This window comes from Acinetobacter sp. 2JN-4, from assembly GCF_003687745.1.
Taxonomy (GTDB): domain Bacteria; phylum Pseudomonadota; class Gammaproteobacteria; order Pseudomonadales; family Moraxellaceae; genus Acinetobacter; species Acinetobacter halotolerans.
Window position 1 is genome coordinate 419,449 of record NZ_RDNY01000001.1, and the last position, 19,235, is coordinate 438,683.

General features: G+C 40.3%; 16 protein-coding genes, 1 tRNA gene and 1 pseudogene. 4 read left to right on the plus strand and 14 right to left on the minus strand.

The genetic code is table 11. From position 1 onward, the window contains the following. The first annotated feature begins 4 nt into the window (after nucleotides 1-4). Nucleotides 5-856: an SPFH domain-containing protein gene (locus tag EAH57_RS02070; RefSeq protein WP_121928630.1), complete on the plus strand. Its 852-nt coding sequence runs from the start codon at nucleotides 5-7 to the stop codon at nucleotides 854-856. Nucleotides 857-899: 43 nt separating this feature from the next. Here EAH57_RS02070 and EAH57_RS02075 read toward each other — a convergent pair whose 3' ends face one another. The 3 genes from EAH57_RS02075 to prpF all read right to left on the minus strand — a co-directional run bounded on the left by EAH57_RS02075 (nucleotide 900) and on the right by prpF (nucleotide 3,591). Then, nucleotides 900-1,268 (minus strand): MmcQ/YjbR family DNA-binding protein, encoded by a 369-nt coding sequence (locus tag EAH57_RS02075; RefSeq protein WP_121928631.1) that lies wholly within the window; start codon nucleotides 1,266-1,268, stop codon nucleotides 900-902. 54 nt (nucleotides 1,269-1,322) lie between these two features. Further along, the gene (locus tag EAH57_RS02080; RefSeq protein WP_121928632.1) at nucleotides 1,323-2,234 is read right to left on the minus strand and encodes a polyprenyl synthetase family protein; all 912 of its coding nucleotides are present in this window, start codon (nucleotides 2,232-2,234) and stop codon (nucleotides 1,323-1,325) included. Between the two features lie 169 nt (nucleotides 2,235-2,403). Next, entirely contained in the window at nucleotides 2,404-3,591 is a 1,188-nt protein-coding gene (gene prpF / locus EAH57_RS02085) for a 2-methylaconitate cis-trans isomerase PrpF (protein ID WP_121928633.1), read from the minus strand. 367 nt (nucleotides 3,592-3,958) lie between these two features. Here prpF and EAH57_RS02090 point away from each other — a divergent pair, with 367 nt between their 5' ends. Next, the gene (locus EAH57_RS02090; protein WP_121928634.1) at nucleotides 3,959-5,317 is read left to right on the plus strand and encodes an amino acid permease; all 1,359 of its coding nucleotides are present in this window, start codon (nucleotides 3,959-3,961) and stop codon (nucleotides 5,315-5,317) included. Nucleotides 5,318-5,399: 82 nt separating this feature from the next. After that, nucleotides 5,400-5,475, plus strand: a tRNA-Arg gene (locus tag EAH57_RS02095). A gap of 51 nt (nucleotides 5,476-5,526) precedes the next feature. Here EAH57_RS02095 and EAH57_RS02100 read toward each other — a convergent pair. From EAH57_RS02100 to EAH57_RS02110, 3 genes and pseudogenes are all read right to left on the minus strand, one after another. Further along, nucleotides 5,527-6,336 (minus strand): metal-dependent hydrolase, encoded by an 810-nt coding sequence (locus EAH57_RS02100; protein ID WP_171407344.1) that lies wholly within the window; start codon nucleotides 6,334-6,336, stop codon nucleotides 5,527-5,529. Between the two features lie 359 nt (nucleotides 6,337-6,695). Then, nucleotides 6,696-6,985: pseudogene (locus EAH57_RS02105) on the minus strand (IS3 family transposase); the annotation flags it as partial. Nucleotides 6,986-7,045: 60 nt separating this feature from the next. Further along, nucleotides 7,046-7,606 (minus strand): phosphatase PAP2 family protein, encoded by a 561-nt coding sequence (locus tag EAH57_RS02110; RefSeq protein WP_121928636.1) that lies wholly within the window; start codon nucleotides 7,604-7,606, stop codon nucleotides 7,046-7,048. A 153-nt stretch (nucleotides 7,607-7,759) separates the two neighbouring features. On the opposite strand from EAH57_RS02110, the gene EAH57_RS02115 reads away from it, so the two are divergent. Beyond that, the gene (locus tag EAH57_RS02115) at nucleotides 7,760-9,220 is read left to right on the plus strand and encodes a coniferyl aldehyde dehydrogenase (protein WP_121928637.1); all 1,461 of its coding nucleotides are present in this window, start codon (nucleotides 7,760-7,762) and stop codon (nucleotides 9,218-9,220) included. 57 nt (nucleotides 9,221-9,277) lie between these two features. Here the strand turns inward: EAH57_RS02115 and EAH57_RS02120 are convergent, their stop codons facing one another. The 8 genes from EAH57_RS02120 to kdpA form a co-directional block, all read right to left on the minus strand. Further along, nucleotides 9,278-9,955 (minus strand): DUF799 domain-containing protein, encoded by a 678-nt coding sequence (locus EAH57_RS02120; RefSeq protein ID WP_121928638.1) that lies wholly within the window; start codon nucleotides 9,953-9,955, stop codon nucleotides 9,278-9,280. Beyond that, nucleotides 9,952-10,320: a DUF4810 domain-containing protein gene (locus EAH57_RS02125; protein ID WP_121928639.1), complete on the minus strand. Its 369-nt coding sequence runs from the start codon at nucleotides 10,318-10,320 to the stop codon at nucleotides 9,952-9,954. The genes EAH57_RS02120 and EAH57_RS02125 overlap by 4 nt, the downstream gene beginning before the upstream one ends. An 18-nt stretch (nucleotides 10,321-10,338) precedes the next feature. Further along, nucleotides 10,339-11,010, minus strand: a complete 672-nt coding sequence (locus EAH57_RS02130; RefSeq protein ID WP_121928640.1) for a CsgG/HfaB family protein — start codon at nucleotides 11,008-11,010, stop codon at nucleotides 10,339-10,341. A 145-nt stretch (nucleotides 11,011-11,155) separates the two neighbouring features. Then, a complete protein-coding gene (locus EAH57_RS02135) occupies nucleotides 11,156-11,854 on the minus strand; it encodes a response regulator (RefSeq protein WP_121928641.1) in 699 nt (232 codons plus the stop codon). Nucleotides 11,855-11,864: 10 nt separating this feature from the next. Next, the gene (locus tag EAH57_RS02140) at nucleotides 11,865-14,516 is read right to left on the minus strand and encodes a sensor histidine kinase (protein ID WP_121928642.1); all 2,652 of its coding nucleotides are present in this window, start codon (nucleotides 14,514-14,516) and stop codon (nucleotides 11,865-11,867) included. A gap of 13 nt (nucleotides 14,517-14,529) precedes the next feature. Then, a complete protein-coding gene (kdpC, locus tag EAH57_RS02145) occupies nucleotides 14,530-15,141 on the minus strand; it encodes a potassium-transporting ATPase subunit KdpC (protein WP_121928643.1) in 612 nt (203 codons plus the stop codon). Nucleotides 15,142-15,150: 9 nt separating this feature from the next. After that, nucleotides 15,151-17,163: a potassium-transporting ATPase subunit KdpB gene (kdpB, locus tag EAH57_RS02150; protein WP_121928644.1), complete on the minus strand. Its 2,013-nt coding sequence runs from the start codon at nucleotides 17,161-17,163 to the stop codon at nucleotides 15,151-15,153. Between the two features lie 13 nt (nucleotides 17,164-17,176). Then, a complete protein-coding gene (gene kdpA, locus EAH57_RS02155) occupies nucleotides 17,177-18,874 on the minus strand; it encodes a potassium-transporting ATPase subunit KdpA (protein ID WP_121928764.1) in 1,698 nt (565 codons plus the stop codon). Nucleotides 18,875-19,235 lie beyond the last annotated feature (361 nt).

The window sequence follows — 19,235 nt, forward strand, 5'->3', positions numbered from 1 at the left end:
TCAAATGGCTGTCGGTACTATAGTTGTTTTAGCATTTTTAGCATTCGTTGCGATCACCATTTTCAAAGGGGTACGTCTCGTTCCTCAAGGCTACAAATGGATTGTACAACGCTTGGGTAAATACCATACCACTTTAGGTCCTGGTCTAAATTTCGTTATTCCTTATATTGACGAAGTCGCGTATAAAATCACGACCAAAGATATTGTTTTAGATATTCCGTCTCAAGAAGTGATTACCAGTGATAATGCTGTACTCGTGATGAATGCGGTCGCATATATCAACATTACAACGCCAGAAAAAGCCGTCTATGGTATTGAGAACTATAACTGGGCAATTCAAAATATGGTTCAGACTTCACTGCGTTCAATCGCAGGTGAAATGGCATTAGATGATGCATTGTCTTCTCGAGATCAAATCAAAGCAAAACTGAAGATGGCGATTTCTGATGATATTGCAGATTGGGGCATTACCCTTAAAACTGTTGAGATCCAAGATATTCAACCATCACATACCATGCAATCTGCGATGGAAGCTCAAGCGGCGGCTGAACGTCAACGTCGTGCAACCGTAACCAAGGCTGATGGTGAGAAACAAGCGGCGATCTTAGAAGCGGATGGTCGTTTAGAAGCTTCTCGCCGTGACGCAGAGGCACAAGTGGTTCTAGCTGAAGCATCACAACGCGCCATTGAAATGGTCACCAGTGCTGTTGGCGACAAAGAAACACCTGTTGCTTATTTGCTAGGTGAACAATATGTGAAAGCAATGCAAGAGTTATCAAAATCAAACAATGCCAAAACCGTGGTATTGCCTGCTGATGTCTTAAATACGATTCGTGGATTGATGGGTAAACACTAAGCTTTCTATCTATACCTAATAAAAACAGCCTACGGGCTGTTTTTTATTGGGCGTTTAAACGCTTTTGATCTTTGAGTGGAAGCTTTTTTACGACGAGGGTATAAGAGTCTTGAATTAAGTCTGTCAGTAAGTCACTGGTAAGTAAGTCGTTTTCGACAATCGAAATCCAGTGTTTTTTATTCATGTGATAAGCGGGTTTAATAAAGCGATATAACTCTTGGTATTCTTGCCCTTTATAAGGATCACATTTTACATTGACCATTTTGACACCATTCACCTCAGCCGTGAGCATGAAGATTTTACCTAGAATTTTAAAGACTTCATAATCAGGTCCAAAAGGCTGGGTATGCTGAGCAAAAGGCAATTGTGCTGCAATCGCTAGTGCCTCTTGATGTAACTTTTCTCCATCCATGAGATGCTCCGCTATGAATTTATCTCAATCAGCAAGACCATTAAAATGAAACTTTTAGCTTTTTCGTGCTAGCAGAAAATGTGAAATATCCAGCAACTCCCGAGCTTGATCACCAAAATGTGCTAAGGCCTCAAAAGCTTGATCATGCAAAGTTTGAGCATAAGCTTGGGCTTGCTCTAATCCCATAAGCGCAGGATAAGTCGATTTTTGAACCTGCTCATCTTTACCCGCAGTTTTGCCTAAAGTTTCTGTACTTGCGGTAATATCCAAAATATCGTCTTGCACTTGGAAAGCCAAACCTATCGCCTGCCCGAACTGACGTAATTTTGGAATCGCCTGATCCGTTCCCGTAAAAATCGTCACCGCACCCATCATGATTGCAGCCTGAATCAGCGCACCTGTTTTATTACGATGAATATTTTCCAATTCAACCTGATCAACCATCTTGCCTTCAGCTTGGATATCTAAAACCTGTCCGCAAACCATTTTTGAGCTGGCTGTTGCTAAAATCTGAACTTGTTTAAGCACAATCGCGGCATCTGTTCCCTGCCCTTGTTCATCGAACAAACGACTACCCAAAATTTCAAATGCCATCGACTGCAAAATATCCCCTGCCAATAAAGCAGTATCTTCACCAAAAGCGACATGACAAGTTGGTTGTCCACGGCGCAATAAATCATTGTCCATACATGGCAAATCATCGTGCGCTAAGGAATAACAATGAATCAGCTCCACGGCAACAGCCGCACGTCGAGCAGCGGCAAAATTAGGGTTAGGTTGCAATGAAGCAGTTGCATAGCACAAAGCAGGACGAACACGTTTCCCCCCCAACATCACGGTGTGGTGAACTGCTGCTTTTAAAGGTTCTGCAATTGAAAACGCAGCCAATGCGGTCAATAAATCTTGTTGAATACGTTGTTGAGCTTGCTTTAAAACATCCGCATTAACTTGAGAAATAGATGACACAATTGCCTCGGGAAATCTGAGTGGAAGAATAAAATGACAAGACACTTCAGCCCGTCAGAATGGCAATATCATAACATTATTTATTTGGATAGGCGGGTTTGTATCTTGCCCCTTTTAAATAATAAAACCTCCAAATATGGAGGTTTTATAGCAATGCGATAGTGACAGTTTAAAATGTATCACCAGGCACACGTACCCAACCTTCCATCAACACACGCGCACTACGACTCATAATGGCTTTTTTAACAGCCCATTTATCATTAATCCACTCAGCTTGAGCACCAACACGAAGCGTGCCTGATGGATGTCCGAAACGAACCGCTTCACGCGCGCCACCACCAGCAGCTAAATTGACTAATGTACCGGGAATCGCAGCTGCAGTACCAATCGCCACCGCAGCAGTTCCCATCATAGCATGATGTAATTTACCCATAGAAAGCGCACGAACCAATAAATCAACGTCAGCTGCTTCAACAGTTTTACCACTTGAAGATGGATATGTTTTTGGCTTAGATACAAAAGCAATCTTCGGGGTGTGCTGACGTGATGCAGCTTCAGAGATATCTTTAAACAGTCCCATTTGAACTGCACCATAAGCACGAATCTTTTCAAAACGAGCCAATGCAGCAGCATCTCCATTGATATGATCTTGTAACTCTGTACCTTGGTAACCAATATCTTCTGCATTGAGGAAAATCGTTGGAATACCGGCATTAATAAAAGTTGCTTGGAAAGTCCCAACGTCAGGAACAACGAGTTGATCAACGACATTTCCTGTAGGGAACATATCGCCACCTTCTTCACCATCATCAGCAGGGTCTAAAAATTCAATTTGAACTTCCGCTGCGGGAAAAGTCACACCATCCAGCTCAAAATCACCTGTTTCCTGCACTTGGCCATTGGTGATAGGTACATGCGCAATAATGGTTTTTTGGATATTTTTCTGCCAAATACGTACCGTACATATACCATTTTCAGGAATACGCGCTGCATCGACCAAACCATTTGAAATCGCAAATGACCCCACGGCAGCAGTGAGATTGCCGCAGTTACCACTCCAATCTACAAAAGGTTGATCAATCGAAACTTGTCCAAATAAATAATCAACATCATGGTCTGGCTCAGAACTTTTTGCCAAAATTACGGTCTTACTTGTGCTTGAAGTTGCCCCGCCCATCCCATCAATTTGTTTTGCATAAGGATCTGGGCTCCCTATCACACGTAAAAGCAACAGATCACGCGCTTTACCAGCAACTTGTGCTGCTTCAGGTAAGTCGTCCAATTTAAAAAATACACCCTTACTTGTACCACCACGCATATAGGTTGCAGGGACTTTAATTTGTGGAACTGAACTCATGTTAATTTCATCCTTTTATCATGTTCATGGTACAAAATATTGCGTCTAAAGTTACTGCACAACGATTTAAAATGCCATATACCTTATTATTTTTTGGCGATCACTGTCAGTAGAAACTAAGCTATATCTTCCATATATCAAGATAATTAAACAATGGCATCAAAGCCAACAAACCCGGTTTAAACAACAAAGATGACATTTTACAGTCTACACTTCTATTAGACTTAAATTTACTATTCACTCAAATATAAGATTTTAAATGATTTTTTTAAACAACTTTCCAGTCATACCCAGACTGTACTTTTACTAGTCGAAAATCGTTGAATCTATTAGAATAATCCACTTATTCCTCGTCGAGCTCAGTCCTTTGAACAACGATTCCTCTCAACTTCAGCGTGGACTAAAAAACCGTCATATCCAACTCATCGCGATGGGTGGGGCAATTGGTACGGGGTTATTTTTAGGTTCTGCACAAGTGATCCAGTCTGCTGGACCATCTATTATTTTGGGTTATGCGATTGGCGGTTTGATTGCCTTTTTAATCATGCGCCAACTCGGTGAAATGATCGTTGAAGAACCTGTTGCAGGTTCATTTAGTCATTTTGCATATCAATATTGGGGTAAATTTCCAGGCTTTTTGTCTGGTTGGAACTATTGGGTGCTTTATATTTTAGTTGCCATGGCGGAACTCACCGCAGTAGCAAAATATATTAGTTATTGGTGGCCTCATATTCCTGCTTGGTCTTCAGTTTTATTCTTCTTTGTGGTCATCACCGCAGTCAACTTAACCAATGTCAAATTCTACGGTGAGTCAGAATTCTGGTTAGCAATCATCAAAGTCACCGCAGTGATTGCGATGATTCTTTTTGGTCTGTTCTTGATTGCAACTGCTGACGCAAATTCAACCGCTTCATTTAGTAATCTTTGGACTCATGGTGGCTTCTTTCCCAATGGTTTCGAAGGTTTGTTCTTCATGTTGGCTTTCTTGATGTTTGCTTTCGGTGGTATTGAACTGATCGGGATGGCGGCGGCTGAAGCGAAAGATCCAAAGAAAACGATTCCGAAAGCCATTAACCAAGTTGTATTCCGTATTTTGATTTTCTATGTCGGTTCATTAACGATTTTACTCTCGCTTGTGCCGTGGAATCAGCTTGACTTAGGTGGTTTGGATAAAAGTCCATTCGTAATGATTTTTAGTCAGATGGGGATCGGCTGGGCTGCTCATTTATTGAATTTTATTATTTTGACTGCAGCACTCTCGGTTTATAACAGTGGTATGTATGCCAATAGCCGTATGTTGTTTGGTTTAGCTCAACAAGGTAATGCACCAAAAGTTTTTGCCAAAACCAACAAACAAGGCGTACCTATCCCTGCTGTGTTACTCTCAGCGTTATTGATCTTTGGCTGCGTACTCTTAAACTACTTTGTGCCAGAAGAAGCACTTGGTCATTTGATGTATGTGGTTGTCGGTGCTTTGGTTCTAAACTGGGCAATGATTAGCTTAACGCACTTGAAGTTTAAAGCGATGGTGAAACAAAAAGACCTAAAAACTAGCTTCCCTGCGCTTTGGTCACCTTTTAGTAACTATCTGGTTTTAGCATTTATTGCTGTGGTTCTGTACATCATGTGGCAGCAAGGCTTTAAAGAGTCTGTGTTGATGATCCCAATCTGGATTGTGTTGATGTTTGTTCTATTTAAAATTCTAAATAGCAAACCCAAGACCTAACACTTGATCGGTTTAATCAAAAAGTGATTGCTTAGGCAATCACTTTTTTGTTTATAATTTTGATTTACAATCATAAAATTATGCGCTCATAGCTTAACTGGATAGAGCAGTTGCCTCCTAAGCGACCGACGTGGGTTCGAGTCCCGCTGAGCGTACCATTTTGATCAAGCAGCAAGACGAATAGACATTTTTGATATAGTATCAATAAATTAGCTGGCTAGTAATTCTCTAGCATTTATCAATAAATCCTGCTGATCAATATCGGAGGGATGAAAATTTTCTTTGTAAAAAGCTAAATAGTCAGGCAATAAACGCCACATCATTTGTACTAGAACTAAAAGTGTTTGTGCATTTTTTAAGAGTTGCTCAGGCGAATATAAAGTATTTTTACGGTCTTGCCATACAAGATGACTTGTCATCACTATGGTGCTGCTGATAAACCCAACTGTAATTGTTCGCATACTTCTACGGCGCTGAGGCAGATTGGAAAAGATCTGCTGATATACATCAAATGCAACATGTTTATGTTCAATTTCTTCAACAGCATGCCAAAGCCAAAGATTTCTCATATTTTCGGATAAACCCTTGAAAACAATGTTTGGATACTCAAGCATATAACCCGCCATCATCGCTGTAAAATGCTCAAGTGCAACCGTTGCTGCCAATTGACGACGCTGACTTAAAGTCCTTAAGCGAATCATTTCCTGCTCGTAAGCCTTTTCAAATTTTTTCAAATGATATTCGCTGCTTTGAACCAATTGATTGAACTGTTCATGAGCACGAGCATGATGCGCCTCTTGACCAATAAAACCTGAAATATCTTTTTGTAGTTGTTCATCACTAATTTGATCACGAACATTTCGGACAGTTTCTACAAAAAATCGTTCGCCCTGTGGAAAACTCATGGATAATGCTGTGAGAAAATGTGACATCAAAGTCGATTCAGTATAATGCTTTTTAATTTTCTCCGCTTTGAATTGCGTTTGACGAACAGTAATTGTATTTATATCTTTTGACATCATTGCTTCCCTCATCCATAAAGCTTTAGCAAGCAATCACACTATCACCTTCACGGAGTTTTTTAAGAAAAAAGTATAATCCCCAAAAATGAGCCATGAAGAAATCACTTCAACGATATAAATGGCTCTCGAGACCTCAGTAAAGTTCCAAATTAGAACTAATAATTAAATTATAACTTACTATACATACTGTCAATTTGTTTTTAGAGTATTACCATAATTCGTCCTATAAAGACATTTTGTGACCTCATAGGAATTACTCCCTAAAGAAAAAATATGTCTTTTTTTGCTCTAAAACATAGGCTAATCAACATTTTTGTATTCAATCAAAAGTACATATCACCTGATGTGTGCTTAAATTACAGAAGCTTTCCACTTTGATTGTATGCAACGAACCTATAAAAGTCCTCTACAATTTGATTTGGTGTCTTAAACCGAATCCTTTCTGAATTTTTCGCTGATTATCAAATAGCTCTATGTATTTTATAATATCTGCTCGAGCTTCTTCTCTGGTTTGATAGCTACGATGACGCACAATCTCGTTCTTTAATATCCTCCAAAAACTTTCGATTGGCGCATTATCATAACAGTCGCCACGATTACTCATCGAACCTTGAAAGCCATGCTTTTCAAGCATATTTTGATATTCAACCATAAAAATAAACCATAAAAAACGGAGCAAATGCTCCGTTTTCATCCTAGACTCAATCTAATCAATCGCTTGTATTGACGTTGCTTTACGCAATCTTATTGCCAATTCTTTTAAGCCATAGTTGACAGCTACCACCAACATAAAGCCAATCAGGAAAGCCCCCACGATATCAAATGGGAAATGCACTCCGACATAAATTCGAGATAACCCAACCACTAAACTCAGCACCAAGCCAATACCACCAATCAGCTTAAATCCAGCCATCAAATACGAACATGCAATAATCACCATCGTCAAAGTATGCTGACTTGGAAATGATGAACTCGCACCATGACCAATCAGTTTGTGTCCCACCCCGTATTGAAATGGGCGAGGATGATGATAGAAAGCATCCACTAAATCACACAATAACAATGATATAAGTACAATAAACAATGTTTTTGAAAAAATTAAACTATAAGTTTTGAACTGTACAACCAGTAAAAACACAAGAAAACTGATAAAGACTGTGTTTAAATCATCAGCCAAGAATATCGCTATTTTGTCTAAAATCGGATATTTCAAAGCAAAAGAATTTATACAATGAAATAAATGAAGGTTTAAGTTTTCAAAAATCATCTCAAGTCTATTTTTGATCAATGAATAAGTTCCAACAATTGTACAACAGCCAGATGAACGAATGATGTATTCGGTTTGCTAAATCCAAGCCGTTGAGATGAAATATTTAGAATATTTAAACAATCGAGATAATGAAGTATAAAAGGAGCAATAATGAATTCCCCACACTCACTCGAATCTAGTCAATCCGCCGATAAATATATGCAATCTGTTTTTACTCGACAATGCACGGCTTTCAATGCTCAACCCTATCCTGACCTAGACACACGACGCAGTAAATTATTTAACCTTAAAAAACAGATCATTCGTTACCAAGATGCGATCGCAACAGCAATCAATACTGACTTTAGTTCACGCTCACTCGATGAGTCCAAACTATTGGATTTACTGGGTTCAGTATTAGAAGCAGAGCATGCGATTCGTCACTTACGTAAGTGGATGCGACCAAGCAAACGCAGTACTGAATTACTTTTCCTATCCAATCGATTACGTGTGCAATACCAACCCAAAGGAGTTGTTGGCGTTGTCGTGCCGTGGAATTTCCCTGTTTATTTGGCGCTCGGTCCTCTCGTTGCAGCGATTGCAGCAGGCAATCGCGTCATGATCAAACTTCCTGAGATTACCCCAGCCACCAATGCCATGCTCAAAAGAATGTTGGCTGAAGTTTTTAGTGAAGATGAGGTCTGTGTGTTTGGTGAGGAAATCACTGATCCATCACTATTCACATCGCTACCGTTTAACCACATCGTCTTTACGGGTTCACCTGCGATTGGACGTGTTGTGATGCGCGCAGCCGCAGAAAACTTAACACCTGTAACACTTGAATTAGGTGGTAAATCCCCTGCACTGATTAGCCGTAATTATCCATTAGCCGATGCAGCAAAACGTATTTTGCATGGTAAAGCTACCAATTGTGGTCAGATCTGCGTTTCCCCTGACTATGCGCTAGTGCCTAAAGAAAAAGTTGAGCAGTTCGTGCAGGAATGTAAAACCAATTTTACGGCGATGTATGGCAACAATATTCACAATAATGACAATTACACTTCTATTGTAAATGACCGCCATTTAAAACGTATTCAAGAAATATTAGAAGACGCAAGAACTAAAGGTGCTCAAATCATTGTTTGTGGTGATTACGATCATGAACAAGATGCGCGTCGTATGCCTGTGCATATCGTACTAAACTGCACAGCAGAAATGCATATTTTAAAAGAAGAGTTGTTTGGACCTGTGCTACCTGTTGTTGCTTACGACACCTTAGATGATGCGATTGATTATATTAAAGTGGGTGATCGACCTTTAGCCTTATATTGTTTTACTCATGATGCCACAGAACGTGATCACATTTTAAAACAGACTCACTCTGGCGGTGTCACCATCAATGACTGGGGTTGGCATGTCGTCAATCATGATGCACCATTCGGTGGGATCGGCAACTCAGGTATGGGTACATATCATGGTGTAGAAGGTTTCCGAGAACTTTCACATGCAAAAACAGTCTTTATTCGACATCGATTCTTCCCAACCCAATTATTTTATCCACCTTATGGTACATGGGTACAAAAACTCGCTTTGCATTTCTTTTTGAAAAAAGGCGATCCAAATATTAAATAACCTTCAATAATAAAAAGCCTCATTCAGAGGCTTTTTATTATGTGTATGAACAATGGATTATTTCACAACACCATCTTGTTGATATCGAGGGGATCGTGGTCCATAGAGCAAGCCCAAACCAGGATTATGCTGCGTCGGTGTAAATAATTGCGTATTTACAATTGTTGCTAAAGGATAAGCACGATCATTTAAACTACCCGCAATTTGTTCAACCAATGCCCCAACAAGTGCAGTGAGTAAATCATTGTTGCCATTATTACTGGATTGAACCGCCTTTTTCTCACCAGTCCAAAGCGTCTCATTGGTTTTTAAATCAACTAGCTTTGCCTCTACACTCACCGTCGCAACACTTTGGATGACTTGATATTTAGAGCCATACTCTTTAATTCGAATATAAAGTGCAGCATCAGCACCAAAAATTTCGTGTAATTTCTGAGTCGGAATACTTTGAGCATCATGACCATTGGTCACGCCATTCTCTTTAAACATCGAATCAACCACAGAAATTGGAAAGACGTAATAACCTGCTTCAGCAATAGGTATAATCACAGTTGGCCAATAGCTATAGGTTGCCTTCACATCTGGGGAATCATTGACAGGCGGTAATACCAAAATTGATTTTGGCATATGCTGCTTATACACAGTCATATCTTTATTCACCGCAGGAGAGGATGCACAGCCCGTAAACACCAAACCTGTGAGCAAAAGACTCGCAACTAAAAACGTCTTGATCATGGCTGTGTCGATCCTACATTGGCATTCATTTTCTGCAACAAACGATCCATCAACACGGTTGATTCTGGATAAACTTGTCGTTCCAATTGGAAATATTCAACTGCTTTTTGTGCATTGTTCTGTTGTAAAAATAACAACCCTAAATGCGCATAGAGTCCCGGTGGAACAGCCAAATTTTTCGCTTTTGCTTTTTCTATTTCCGCTTCTAACTTGATGATTTGTGCATTGGGTGTGGCTTTTTCTGGCGCGTTATACATCAAATAAGTCTGTTGCGTATAAGACCCCCAACTGTATAAAGGTTGAGGTCCAGCAGCACAGCCAACCAATCCAATACTCATCAGACTGGTGAAAAGAATTTTTTTCATTTTTACAGCGACCCTGTCTTATTGTGCAGTCCAACGGTTATTCTGAATATCGGTAACCAAATTGTTGACTGCTTCACGTACCGCTAAATCAAGTACCTTACCGTTCAAGGTTGAGTCATAAGAAGCTGTAGAACCAAAACCAAGTACTTCGCGCGCGCTCAATGCATATTCGCCCGCACCTTGCACTGAATGCACGATCTCTGATGTTTTCACATCCACAATATTCAAGTTCACTTTGGCATAAGCAATTTGTTGTTTACCTCGTCCCAAAATCCCAAATAATTGCTGATCACCAACTTCTTTGCGGCCGAACTCAGATACATCACCTGTGAGCACATAACGCGCGCCTTTGATCGCTTGAGTGGTATTGCTATAGCCTACTTCTTGCTTGAGTTCAGACAAGTTATCGCGGTTTAAAACCGAGAAATAACCAGTTTGCTGTAGGTGAGTTTCTAAAATGGTTTTCGCCTGTCCACCAAGACGATCGACATTGTCCGAGAATATTCCTCTCATATAACTTGAACGATTATCAAACTTACCAATCGAAACAGGTACTTTCGCTCCGTTATATTTAATTTGTTGTACCGCTGCCGTCACTTGTGGGCTTTGAATTGATTTTGATGTTTCTGTGGTTGAACAGGCCATTAAGCCTAAAGAACTAAATGCCGTAATCGCTAATAATTTTTTCATTGTTGCTCAATCAAAATAAAGATAAAAAAACCGTAAAATTATAGCTTAAAAACGATTAAGCACCTAACACTTTACAATTCAAGCATCCATTTAAATCAGAACAAATCATTTTATAATCCAAGCAATTAGATCGACTTAATCGAGACTATTCGCAAAATCGCAAACCAACTCCTGCAATCGTAAAAATATAATGTGGCGTTGCGGCAGAATCACCAATTTTAGTTCTAAGCTTTTTCAGCAAAATTCTGAGATAGTGCGTATCTTCTTCATGGGTGATGCCCCACAACTCATTCATAATTTGTTTTTGCGTCACTATTTTGCCTTGGTGGCGGATCAACAATGCAAAAAGCTGAAATTCTTTTTTGGTTAAAATAATTTCCTCACCAGCAAGTTTCACGACATGCTCAGCGACATCGACAAATAATTGTCCATCATTAAAAATGATATTGTGTTCTGATTGCTGTGATTTATTACGAAACAATACACGGATTCGAGCGCATAACTCCTGAATACTAAATGGTTTGGTCACATAGTCATTCGCACCCGCATCCAGTAGCTTAATTTTTTGATTTTCATCGGGTCGTGCTGAAAGAACAATGACTGGAATATCGGACCATTGCCTCATTTCAGTTAAAACAGCTTGCCCTTCCATATCAGGCAGACCTAAATCCAAAATCAATAAATCTGCACCGCGAGTTGCTAATGTTTCCAACCCTTTCATACCAGTTTCAGCAACATGCACTTGATAACCTTGAGCACGTAAGGCGATATCTAGAAATTTTCTGATTTGCGGTTCGTCATCAATAATAAGAACCGACGCTTGTTGATTAAATGTTTGTGGCATACAAATGATTTTAATCCTGATGTAACGGTAATCGTATTCGAATTAAGGTACCTTGACCATATGCTCCAGCATGGGCTGTAATGCTGCCCATATGGGCACCAATAATCGCTTTGACGATGGCAAGACCTAAACCTGTTCCAGTTTTACCACGATCACCACGTTGCATGGTATAGAACATATCAAAGATTTGCTCTCTCTCATCTTCAGGAATCCCAACACCTTGATCTACGATATCTATTTGAAGTTCAGTTTCATTCTGCTGGATCTTTACTTCAATCGGAATGTCATCGGGTGAGAACTTGGCAGCATTTTCCAAAACATTGAAAATCGCCTGTTCAATCAAAGCAGGATGCACATAGAGTTGCGGCAAATCCTCGTGAAAAGACACTTCAATATTAATATTCGGCTGATAACGTTTGAGTCGTTGGGTTGCAGAACCGATCAACTCATCCACCCCAATCCAAGCTCGACTAAGCGTCAAACCTTGATGACCCAATCGCGTCATATCGAGTAAGTTTTGAATATAACGATCTAAACGTTCCCCCTCGATATGAATCGTATCCAATAAATCGTGGCGGTCAGACACCGACATCTGCTCACTATAATATTTTAAACTGTCCGCAGAACCAATCATCGCAGCCAATGGTGAGCGTAAATCATGCGAAACAGATGACAATAAGGCTGAACGTAACTTTTCAGTTTCAGCCACGACCCGAGAGTTTTCCAACTGTAATGACAACTGTACCCGAGACACGGTTTGAGCAATATCATCAATCATCAACTCAGCCAAACGTTGTTGTTCAAAGCTGATGGTTTGGGGATGTTGGTTAAATTGAATCGCAATAACACCATATCCATCAACTAAATGAACTGGATTGAACCACCATTCCGACTGAGTCAATGTATTGGTAAAACGTCCGCAAGGTTTAGCATTTTTTTGCGTCCAGTCTGCTGCGATTTGATCTTTTTTATTCAATAAAGAAGCTGTCTCACCTAACTCTTGAGTCCCTATTCTCAACCAAACTGCTGCATTTAAAGCGCTTTCTAAATGTTGTTTCGCCACATTTAATACTTGCTCAATATCAACACAACTTGAGAGTTTCCTTTCCAGTTCTTGGAGTTGTAAGGAAACTGAATTTGCAGCACGTAAACTCAATACTTGAGCACGTAACTGATTTGCCAAACGTCCAACCAATAATGCCGTGACGATAAATGTCACAATCGTAATCACACCACGTTCGGCACTGATTCTAAACGTATAGCGAGGGTCAATAAAAAAGTAGTTATAAAGTAAAAAACAAATAAATACCGTTGCGAGGGTAATCACCATCCGTGCTCGCATAGCGACCAAAAGTACGGTAACAATAAAAATTAAAGCTAAATCACTATAACCAATAAATCGGTCACTCACGACCGCAGCAAAAAATCCAAGGAGAATGATAAAAATACTTTCAATCACTTCACGTTGATTAAAAGCGAAACCTTGCTCGAAAAATGATTTACTTGAAGCATCCCCTTGCTGTTGATGATCATTCTGCCTATCCTTCAACGGCTGAACAAAAGTGATCTCAAAAGGATGCTGTTTTTCTAAGAGTTGATCGGCAATATGATCTGAAAACAGCCGCTGCCACACTGATTTTTTGGGACTTTTACCGAGTAAAATATTCGATGCGCCATAATCATAAGCCGCTTGTAAAATACTTGAGGCGATATGATTGCTATATAGCAAATAAGTATCTGCACCTAACTTACGTGCCAAATTAAAAGCTTTAGTAACTGCAAAGGTTTGCCTGTCTTGATATCGACTCTTTTGAATCGACATCACGCTCCACGTTGCATTCCGTCTTTCTGCGATTCGATGTGCTCGTCTGACCAAATCCTCTGAAAACTCTGAACCATCAATCGCCAGCATGACATGATTTTGGATCGGAATAATTTGCCCTTGAGCAACAAACTTTTCTCGATAATCAATTTCCACTTGTCCAGCGACAGTTTGAATTGCTAAATCACGTAACGCAGTCAAATGTGCTGGCTTAAAAAAACCTTGCAAAGCATGCGGTGCAACATCCGCTCTATAAATTTTGCCGTGATTCATCCGTTCCAACAATTCTGGAACGGGCAAATCAACCAAGCGAATATCTTTCAGACGTTTCAATAACGCATCGGGAACTGTTTCACTGACTCGAATCCCTGTGATTTGATAGACCACATCATTCAAACTTTCGAGATGCTGGATATTTAAAGTGCTATATACATCAATCCCAGCATCAAGTAATTCATTGACATCTTGCCAACGATATTCATGGCGACTATTGGGTACATTACGATGTGCCAATTCATCAACCAACACAATTTCAGGTTTTAAACTCAGTATGTGATCGAGATCCATCTCATCCAAAGTTCGATCCTGATATTCAACATTCTTGCTTGGTATAACATTGAGCCCCTGAATCAAGCGTTCCGTATCAGATCGACCATGTGTTTCCACCACGCCCACAACCACATGATGACCTTGTTGCATCAACTCATGTGCTCGGGTCAGCATGGCATAGGTTTTACCCACACCTGGCGCTGCCCCCAAGAAAATGGTTAAACGTCCAGATTGTTCACGCTGACTATGTGCCAACCATGCATCAGCTTTATTGTTACGGTCGATCTGCATAAAGTTTGCTCTATCAACGTGGTGTAGAAGATAATTGATCTAATGCCAAGTTTAGCTGAAGTACATTCACTCGTGCTTGCCCATATATCCCCCATTGAGCAGGTTGAATATGTTGTTTGACCAGATTAGTAACCTCTTGCTCAGCTAAATAGTGTTGTTCAGCCACACGTTTGACCTGTAATAACGCACTCTCAGGTGAGATATCAGGATCAATCCCACTTCCCGAAGCAGTGATCATCTCATTCGGCACTTGCTCTGTCGTCGTATGATTGTGTTGCGCAAACTGTGCTGTTCTTTCTTTTATTTGCTGATGTAATTCCGGATTTGAAACAGCCAGATTACTTCCCCCAACCGCAAACGCATCATAGTCAATAGCACTAGGACGAGCGTGAAAATAGCGATCACTCACAAAGGACTGTCCAACCAAGCTTGACCCTACAATTTTACCATTCGTAGTAATTAAACTACCATTCGCCTGCGTTGGAAATATGAGCTGTGCAATCGAGACACTCGCACTGCAATACAGCACACCAGCAATCAGGAACCCAACCATAATCAAACCAAGGCTAGGACGGAGTAACGACTGAGACTCAATCATTGATGGAAGTTTTTCTAATGTATTCATTTCACACTCCTAAATCCACAACGAAACAACAAGATCAATCAGCTTGATTGCAATGAATGGAAATACCACCCCACCGACACCATAAATCAGCATATTACGGCGGAGTAATTGCAAAGCACTCGCTGGCTTGAATTGCACCCCTTTGAGTGCAAGTGGAATCAACATTGGAATAATGAGTGCATTAAAGATCAAAGCAGAAATAACAGCACTGCTTGGACTACTCAATTGTAAAATGTTGAGCACTTCAAGTTGAGGGATTGCCACGGCGAACAATGCAGGCAAGATAACGAAGTATTTAGATACATCATTTGCCAAAGAGAAGGTGGTTAACGCACCACGCGTGATCAATTGTTGCTTACCAATTTCGACCACATCTAACAGTTTGGTCGGATCAGAATCCAAGTCCACCATATTGCCAGCTTCTTTAGCGGCTTGCGTACCTGAATTCATTGCTAAACCAATATCGGCTTGCGCCAAAGCAGGTGCATCATTGGTACCATCCCCCACCATGGCCACTAACTTACCAGCAGCTTGCTCTTTACGAATACAGTTCAGCTTATCTTCTGGTTTAGCTTCGGCAATATAGTCGTCAACCCCAGCTTCAGCAGCAATTGCGGCGGCAGTTAAAGGATTATCCCCTGTCACCATAATGGTTTTAATGCCCATCTCACGTAGCAAAGCAAAACGCTCTTTAATCCCAGGCTTGATCACATCAGACAGCTCAATCACACCGAGGATCATTTCACGATCAATCACCACCAAAGGTGTTGCACCTTTACGAGCAACTGTTTCGACTACTTGCTTTAATTCAGCTTGAATCGTTTGATTTTGATAAGGTAATTGAATAATTGCATCATAAGATCCCTTACGAATCTGGCGATTTTCTGCCAAGTCCACACCTGAAATACGCGTCTGAGCACTAAAGGGAATAAACTGCATTTCAATCTCAGAAGAATGAACCTGTTCACCTTGTTCTTGAGCCAATTTAACAATCGACTTACCTTCAGGCGTTGGATCAGCTAAAGATGATAAGACTGCGGCTTGACGTAAGTTTTGAATCGCAACACCCTTGAGTGGATAAAATGCGGTTGCTTGACGGTCGCCATAGGTAATCGTGCCAGTTTTATCTAACAGTAACACATCAATATCGCCTGCCACCTCAACTGCTTTTCCTGACTTTGCCAATACATTGGCTTTTAATGCGCGGTTCATCCCTGCAATCCCAATTGCAGGCAATAATCCACCAATCGTCGTCGGAATCAAACACACCAACAAAGCAATCAACAACACAAGACTAATCTTGATTCCCACCATTGAACCTATGAACGGTAACGTTGCAACCACCACCACAAAAGTTATGGTCATAATGTTGAGCAAGATACTCAGTGCTATTTCATTCGGTGTTTTCTGACGGTTGGCACCTTCTACCAAAGCAATCATTCGATCTAGAAAGCTATGACCAGCTTCATTACTGACTCGAATAATAATTTGATCAGACAATACCTTCGTTCCTCCGATCACCCCTGAACGATCAGTATCAGCTTCACGGAGTACAGGCGCAGATTCACCAGTTACGGCTGATTCATTAATGGTGGCGAAACCTTGGATAATTTCTCCATCAGCAGGCACAATTTCACCGGCCTTGACCACGACTAAATCATCTTTTTTAAGTAAATTTGCAGATATGACATGTGGGGTCGCATTGAGGTCTGCGATTCGATTTGCAGTTAAATTCTCACGGGCTTGACGCAATGAAGCGGCTTGCCCCCGTCCTTTGGCCTCTGCAACAGCTTCTGCATAATTGGCAAATAACACCGTCACCAATAAAATCAAAGTCAGCAATAGACCAAAGCCTAAACTGGTACTTCCCATTAAAGTTGCAATAATGGTTAAAACAGTCCCCACCCATACACACGCCATCACAGGGTTTTTAAATGCATGTTGCGGCAGCAGTTTATAAAAGGTTTGCTGAATAATTGCTTTATTCAAAATATCCATTTGTGTCGCATTTGAATGATTCATTGAGCTTGCTCCACTAGATGTTTACAGATAAATAATCAGCAATTGGTCCAATCACCAACACTGGCATAAATTGCAATAACGTGAGGATCAATACAATTGCGATCAACGTCAGCGCAAATGTAGGCGACTCAATCTGTAAAGAACCTTTGCTTTCTCCAGCTTGCGGTTTGGTTGCCAAGCTCACGGCGATTAAAACAGGGATGATCAATACGCTATAGCGCCCTGCTAACAATGCGACACTCGCACTGAGATTCCACCACAAGCTGTCATCGCCCAATCCCTCAAAACCAGAACCATTGTTGGCATAAGCAGAGACATACTCGTAAAACACTTGGCTGATCCCGTGGAATGCAGGGTTTGAATTGCCTGTCAACGAAGGAAATGCGATTGCAATTGCAGTTAACCCAAGAATCACAACAGGCTGTAATAGGATCACGAATGCTAAAAGTTTAATTTCAGTGACTTCAATTTTTCGCCCAAATAACTCTGGAGAGCGCCCTGTCATTAAGCCTGCAATAAAAACGGCTAAGAACAAATAAATAAAGAACTGTAATAGACCACAACCGATCCCACCCCAAATCGCATTAATCAACATATTGCATAGCTCTAGCAAACCCGTCAGAGGGGAAGCAGAATCATGCATCATATTGACAGAGCCATTATTTACTTGTGTGGTCAAGCTGCCCCACAATGCGGATGTATCAGCGCCAAAACGGACTTCTTTCCCTTCCATCAATGCTGAGTTTGCAAGCAAAGATGATTTTTCAGTCCACAATGTCAACGAGGCAGAAGCAACTGACATCAATAACATCGTTCCGAAAATCATCCACATCAATTTCCGACGTTGGACAAAACGCCCGACCATAAACACCACAGATAATGGAATCAATAGGATGGCAATCATTGCAAGAACATTTGAAAGTGGAGTCGGGTTTTCTAAAGGCACACTGCTGTTTGGACCATACCACCCCCCACCATTACTCCCTAATTGCTTAATCGCAACCATCGGTGCCACTGGGCCAAGAGGGATACGTTGAGTTTGTACTTCTGCTGATTGATCCAAAACTTGTACAGTCGGGCCAGCAGAAAGCGTTGCTGGAACACCTTGAAACGTGAGCAATAAAGAGAAAATAAATGCTAAAGGAATAAAAAACCGAAATAATGGACGAATAATATCCATCCAAAAATTACCCAGATTAATATTTTTCCATGTCTTTTTCTCTGAGTTTTCTGTTTGACTCGGCTGTAAGAATAATGCTCTTAACATTGCCACTAATAGTGCCAATCCCATTAAAGGTGACAAGTATTGCAGCCCCACGATCACTGTCATTTGTGATAAATAAGAAAGCTGTGATTGTCCAGAATAATGCTGCTGATTGGTATTGGTCAGGAACGAAATCGCAGTATGTAACGCCAAATCCCAATTCATATTTGGAATATGATCAGGATTCAGTGGTAACCAAGCTTGTGTCATTAAAATAGTGACACTGGTCACCAACAATAAAATATTACTCAGAACAAAGGCTGCCAAATATTGGCGCCAATTCATTCCAACTTGTTTTACATTGAGAACAGTATAAATGGGCTGCTCTATCCATTTAAAAAATCGGTCGCTTCGCATCGGTTTTGCTTGCATCACATCGGCGAGATAGCGTCCTAAGGGATACGCTAGAAGCAATGCAAACATAAATACGGAAATAAATTCCCACATAGGTAATGCCATAAAAAAATAGTTCGGCATAAGTATGGAAATTGAGTGCGTAAATTCTCTATATTGAAAAAAGACTGATGCGTAAATTTTGCGTAAACTTATTTACTGCACACCTAAACCGCCTGATAGCGCAATTAAAATAACAGTATTGAAAAAATTTCCTATTTATTACAAAAAATCTTTGACCTTAAAAAAAATATTTTTCTTAAAAATGCAAAAAAAAATGCACTCCTCCAAAAAAAATAATTTATATTTTTCATGATTTTATCAATAAAAACACAGATGTATAAAATATATATAGATTATTTTCCGTTCATTTTCATGTAAAAAATCGTACTGAATAGTTCATTTAGAACATTTA

Bases quoted from the DNA above. Each gene is read 5' to 3' on its own strand.
- EAH57_RS02070 (WP_121928630.1), top strand. From the start codon at position 5: ATGGCTGTCGGTACTATAGTTGTTTTAGCATTTTTAGCATTCGTTGCG.
- EAH57_RS02075 (WP_121928631.1), bottom strand. From the start codon at position 1,268: ATGGATGGAGAAAAGTTACATCAAGAGGCACTAGCGATTGCAGCACAA.
- prpF (WP_121928633.1), bottom strand. From the start codon at position 3,591: ATGAGTTCAGTTCCACAAATTAAAGTCCCTGCAACCTATATGCGTGGT.
- EAH57_RS02100 (WP_171407344.1), bottom strand. From the start codon at position 6,336: ATGTCAAAAGATATAAATACAATTACTGTTCGTCAAACGCAATTCAAA.
- EAH57_RS02110 (WP_121928636.1), bottom strand. From the start codon at position 7,606: ATGATTTTTGAAAACTTAAACCTTCATTTATTTCATTGTATAAATTCT.
- EAH57_RS02115 (WP_121928637.1), top strand. From the start codon at position 7,760: ATGAATTCCCCACACTCACTCGAATCTAGTCAATCCGCCGATAAATAT.
- EAH57_RS02120 (WP_121928638.1), bottom strand. From the start codon at position 9,955: ATGATCAAGACGTTTTTAGTTGCGAGTCTTTTGCTCACAGGTTTGGTG.
- EAH57_RS02125 (WP_121928639.1), bottom strand. From the start codon at position 10,320: ATGAAAAAAATTCTTTTCACCAGTCTGATGAGTATTGGATTGGTTGGC.
- EAH57_RS02130 (WP_121928640.1), bottom strand. From the start codon at position 11,010: ATGAAAAAATTATTAGCGATTACGGCATTTAGTTCTTTAGGCTTAATG.
- EAH57_RS02135 (WP_121928641.1), bottom strand. From the start codon at position 11,854: ATGCCACAAACATTTAATCAACAAGCGTCGGTTCTTATTATTGATGAC.
- EAH57_RS02140 (WP_121928642.1), bottom strand. From the start codon at position 14,516: ATGCAGATCGACCGTAACAATAAAGCTGATGCATGGTTGGCACATAGT.
- kdpC (WP_121928643.1), bottom strand. From the start codon at position 15,141: ATGAATACATTAGAAAAACTTCCATCAATGATTGAGTCTCAGTCGTTA.
- kdpB (WP_121928644.1), bottom strand. From the start codon at position 17,163: ATGAATCATTCAAATGCGACACAAATGGATATTTTGAATAAAGCAATT.
- kdpA (WP_121928764.1), bottom strand. From the start codon at position 18,874: ATGTGGGAATTTATTTCCGTATTTATGTTTGCATTGCTTCTAGCGTAT.